This window comes from Actinomyces sp. ICM47, assembly GCF_000278725.1.
Classification (GTDB): domain Bacteria; phylum Actinomycetota; class Actinomycetes; order Actinomycetales; family Actinomycetaceae; genus Pauljensenia.
In genome coordinates this window covers 1-4,818 of the sequence record NZ_ALCA01000067.1, presented here as the reverse complement: position 1 = coordinate 4,818, position 4,818 = coordinate 1, and the positions used below count along the sequence as shown (strand labels likewise).

Genomic DNA, 4,818 nt, shown 5'->3' with positions numbered 1-4,818 from the left:
GGCGTCTTCGTTAGGCACCGAGAAACCGTTGGTTTCCTCGATGCTCACTTGTCGTCCTCGTCAACGATCTCAGCGTCCACGACGTCGTCCTGGGCAGGAGCTGCCTGCGCGGCGGCCTCGTCGGCCTGCTGCTTGGCGTAGATCTCCTGGCCGATCTTCATGCCGGACTCGGACAGGGTCGCCATTGCGGTCTTCACGGCCTCGATGTCATCACCCTTGAGGGCTTCCTTGACGGCGTCGACATCCTTCTGAACGGCCTCTCGGGTCGCCTCAGAGATCTTGTCGGCCTCGTCCTTGAGCAGCTTCTCCGTCGAGTAGACGGCCTGCTCAGCCTGGTTGCGGGTGTCGGCCTCCTCGCGGCGCTTCTTGTCCTCAGCGGCGTGCTCTTCGGCCTCGCGCACCATGCGGTCGATGTCCTCCTTGGGCAGGGAGGAACCGCCGGTGATGGTCACCGACTGCTCCTTGCCGGTGCCGCGGTCCTTCGCGGAGACGTGAACGATGCCGTTCGCGTCGATGTCGAAGGTGACCTCAATCTGCGGCACGCCACGGGGAGCCGGGGCAATGCCGGACAGCTCGAAGGTGCCGAGCAGCTTGTTGTCACGGGCGAACTCACGCTCACCCTGGTAGACCTGGATGAGCACGGAGGGCTGTCCGTCCTCGGCGGTGGAGAAGATCTCCGAGGCCTTGGTCGGGATCGCGGTGTTGCGGTCGATGAGCTTGGTCATGACGCCACCCTTGGTCTCGATGCCGAGCGACAGGGGGGTCACGTCGATGAGCAGGACGTCCTTGCGGTCACCCTGGATGACGCCGGCCTGCAGGGCAGCGCCCACGGCGACGACCTCATCGGGGTTGACGCCCTTGTTGGGCTCGCGACCGCCGGTCAGCTCCTTGACGACCTCGGTGACGGCGGGCATACGGGTGGAGCCGCCGACGAGAACGACGTGGTCGATCTCGGAGACGGTCACGCCGGCCTCGGCCATGACGTCACGGAAGGGCTTCTTGGTGCGCTCGAGCAGGTCCGCGGTCAGTTCCTCGAACTTGGCGCGCGTGAGGGTCTCATCCAGGTGGATGGGGCCATCGGCGGTCATGGACAGGTACTGCAGTGAGATGTTCGTGGAGGTCGCGGAGGACAGCTCCTTCTTCGCCTGCTCGGCAGCTTCCTTCAGGCGCTGGAGGGCGACCGCGTCCTTGGACAGGTCGGCGCCGGTCTTGGCCTTGACCTGGTCGATCAGCCAGTTGACGATGCGCTGATCCCAGTCGTCGCCGCCCAGGTGGTTGTCACCGGAGGTGGCGCGCACCTGAATGGTGGAGAAGCCGTCGTCATCCTTGCCCACCTCGAGGAGGGACACGTCGAACGTGCCACCACCGAGGTCGAAGACCAGGATGAGCTCGTCTTCCTTGCCCTTTTCGAGGCCGTAGGCCAGGGCCGCGGCGGTGGGCTCGTTGACGATGCGCTCGACCTTGAGGCCGGCGATCTGTCCGGCGTCCTTGGTGGCCTGACGCTGCGCGTCGTTGAAGTAGGCGGGAACCGTAATGACGGCTTCGGTGACGGGCTCACCCAGGTAGGCCTCGGCGTCCCTCTTCAGCTTCTGGAGGATACGCGCGGAGATTTCCTGCGCGGTGTACTTCTTGCCGTCGATCTCCGTGGTCCAGTCGGTGCCCATGTGGCGCTTGACGGAGGAGATGGTGCGGTCAACGTTGGTGACCGCCTGACGCTTGGCGATCTCGCCAACCAGGACCTCGCCGGTCTTGGAGAAGGCGACGACCGAGGGGGTCGTACGAGCGCCTTCAGCGTTCGGGATGATGGTGGGCTCGCCGCCTTCGAGGACGGCGATAGCGGAGTTGGTGGTGCCGAGGTCGATACCGACTGCACGTGCCATGGTTGTTGTCCTTTCGTTCGCTAGGCCGTCTCCGCTTCGGGAGCGGCTTGCGTTGGTCTGTGTGGTCTATGTGGTGCCGGGAAGCTCCCGACATATCCTTGAGTCTGATGTACTCAACTTTAGGAGCCGGGTTTTTATTCCGCAACCCGTAGCCCTCAAACCTGAGTCTGATGTACTCAACCTTGGAAGCCTGGACTTTATTCCCTGACCGAGGCCCCTCAGCGTGAGTCACTCAAAACCTGAGTCTGATGTACTCAACTTTCATTTCGCAGATTTATTCCCCTCGTGACAAGATCGCCCCAACCCCGCCCCCTAATGCGCTAAAACAAGCACATGAAGCCGCTTAGTAAGTAACGCGAAAGTCTCGCGTAAGGAAACACAAAGTTAAATAGTGGCACAGCGCACCAATGCTCTGGCAGACTAGAGGCACTCTCACCGCTCGAGAGATCCCGTCAATCAATGGAGACTTGATGCGCATCACAAACCGACTGGCTGGCAGCCTCCTCGCCGGCCTACTGACATTAGGAATGGCAGGTCCCGCCTTGGCAGACACGCCTGCGACCGACGACGCACAGCCCACCACGCCCGCCACCCAGACCACCTACGACGCACGCTACGCGATCCCCGCGGCCGTGCCCGCCTCCAGCGAGGCGAAGGTCGCGCAGTGGCAGGACATGAAGTACGCCATGTTCATCCACTGGGGCGTCTACTCCTCCTACGCAGGCTGGTACAAGGGCCAGAAGCAGGAAGTGGGCTATCCCGAGCAGATTAAGGCGTGGGGTCACCAACAGACCTGGGATCAGAGAATCCCCCTGCAAGGCATCCCTCGCGAGGAGTACCTGGCCACCGCCCAGACCTTCGAAGCCCCCAACTTCGATGCGACCGCATGGTGTCAGCAGGCCAAGGACACCGGCATGAAGATGCTGCTCATCACGTCCAAGCACCACGACGGCTTTGCCATGTGGGACACGGCCACGACCGACTACAACTTCACCAAGCAGTCCCCCTCCCACCGCGACCCGATCCTCGAGCTGTCGCAGGCCTGCCAGAAGGTCGGCATCAAGTTCGGCCTCTACTTCTCCAACATCGACTGGGAGAAGCAGCCGGAGGACCCGTGGACGAACGCCAACACGCTCGATGAAGAGGGCTACATGGACTACATCCATGAACAGCTCAAGGAACTCCTCGGCGGCAAGTACGGCGAAATCACCGAACTGTGGTACGACATGGGCAAGCCCAACCCCACCCAGTCTGACCAGCTACGCGCATGGGCGCACGAACTCCAGCCAAACATCATGATCAACTCGCGCGTGGGCAACGACCGCGCGGACTTCGAGGTCGGATGGGACAACGAGATGCAGTCCGAGCAGACCCAGGGCCCCTGGGAGTCGGCCGTCTCGATCTTCCACAAGACCTGGGGCTACGCCAACTGGGACGACGCTGCCCCCACCTACAAGGACACCGGCTACCCGGACTACACCGAGGAAGACTGGGATCACATCCAGCAGGTCGACAACACGACGGCCCTACGTAAGGCCCCGGGCGGCGCCCACACGAAGACCACCGAGATCGTGGGCAACATGTTCTCAACCGTGGCCCTGGGCGGCCAGTTCCTCTTCAACGTCGGCCCGAAGTTCGACGGCTCCTACGACCCGTGGGATGCCTCGGTCCTGAAGGGCATCGGCGACTGGAACCGCGCACACCCGGGTATCCTGGGCAACTCGCGCCCGACCCATTTCCCCATCGAAACCTGGGGCAAGACCATGGTCGATGACTCCCACATCTATCTGGGCATCGAAAAGTGGCCGACCGACGGCATGGTCACGCTGCACGGTGCCGGCACCAACGACATCACCTCGGTGAAGCTGGACGGCTCCGACGCGCCCCTCACCTACACGGTCGAGGGCAACGACCTCGTCATCACGCTGCCCGCGCAGCCCGACGAGATCCTCCCCGTCGTCACGGTCACCACGAAGGGTGCTCCCACCTACGTGCCCACCGGCCTGACCACCATCGGCGAGCAGACGACTACGATCCCCGCCACCGGCCTCGAAAAGTTCAAGGCCCCCACCCCCAAGACCGGCGAAACCAGCTTCACGGCCTCCATCACCTCGGGTAACAAGATCGCCTCGGGCGTGCGTATCTCCTTCGACACCGAGGGCTTCACGGACGACTACGCGAAGTACAAGGTGACCGTGGGCGATCAGGAGGTGAAGGGCCTGACCGTCGCCGACCTCAAGGCGGGCGTCGGCCCCTTCACCCTCGGCCAGCACGCCACGGCGCGCGTCACCTTGTCCTACGACAACCCGGCGTACGCGCTCAAGGGCTTCGGCAAGGACGCGACTGTCAAGTCGGTCACCGTGAAGGCCGAGAAGTTCTCGACCCCGGCGGTCACCGTCGAGCCGTCGACCGTCGAAGCTGGCAAGACCGTCACCGTGACGGGCACGGGCTTCGCCCATTCCTCTCCGGTGAGCCTCACTCTGCACTCCGACCCCGTCGAGATCGGCACGGCCACCACGGATGACACTGGTTCCTTCACCGCCGAGGTAACGATTCCCGCCGCCACCGAGGCCGGGGACCACACGGTCGTCGCCGCCGCGGAGTCTCCCGCCGCCGAGGCCTCGGCCCCTCTGACGGTCACCGCGACCCCCGCGCCCGCCCCCTCCGCCGATCCGAGTACTGAGCCGAGCGGCCAACCAGGTACTGAGCCGAGCGGCCAACCGAGCGCTGAGCCGAGCACCCACCCCTCGGCTGTCCCCTCGCCGAGCGCCGACCAGGGACGCAAGGGCGGCAAGCGAAGCAAGGGTGGCCTAGCCCGCACGGGTTCCAACGCGCTGATCGTCGGGGCGTGTGCCCTGGCGGTTGCCGGAGTGGGCACGGCGTTCATCCGCCGCTCATGCCGCCACAAGGCCTAAGCGCCGCGTGGGCATAACCACCA

General features: G+C 64.2%; 2 protein-coding genes. One reads left to right on the top strand and one right to left on the bottom strand.

Annotated elements, in window-relative coordinates; translation table 11 throughout:
• Positions 1-44 precede the first annotated feature (44 nt).
• Positions 45-1,880: a molecular chaperone DnaK gene (dnaK, locus tag HMPREF1136_RS04200; protein WP_009648083.1), complete on the bottom strand. Its 1,836-nt coding sequence runs from the start codon at positions 1,878-1,880 to the stop codon at positions 45-47.
• 470 nt (positions 1,881-2,350) lie between these two features.
• Between dnaK and HMPREF1136_RS04195 the strand changes: the two genes are divergently transcribed.
• Positions 2,351-4,795: an alpha-L-fucosidase gene (locus tag HMPREF1136_RS04195; protein ID WP_009648084.1), complete on the top strand. Its 2,445-nt coding sequence runs from the start codon at positions 2,351-2,353 to the stop codon at positions 4,793-4,795.
• The last annotated feature ends 23 nt before the right edge of the window (positions 4,796-4,818 follow it).

Coding starts and splice junctions, on each gene's coding strand:
- dnaK (WP_009648083.1), bottom strand. CDS start 1,880: ATGGCACGTGCAGTCGGTATCGACCTCGGCACCACCAACTCCGCTATC.
- HMPREF1136_RS04195 (WP_009648084.1), top strand. CDS start 2,351: ATGCGCATCACAAACCGACTGGCTGGCAGCCTCCTCGCCGGCCTACTG.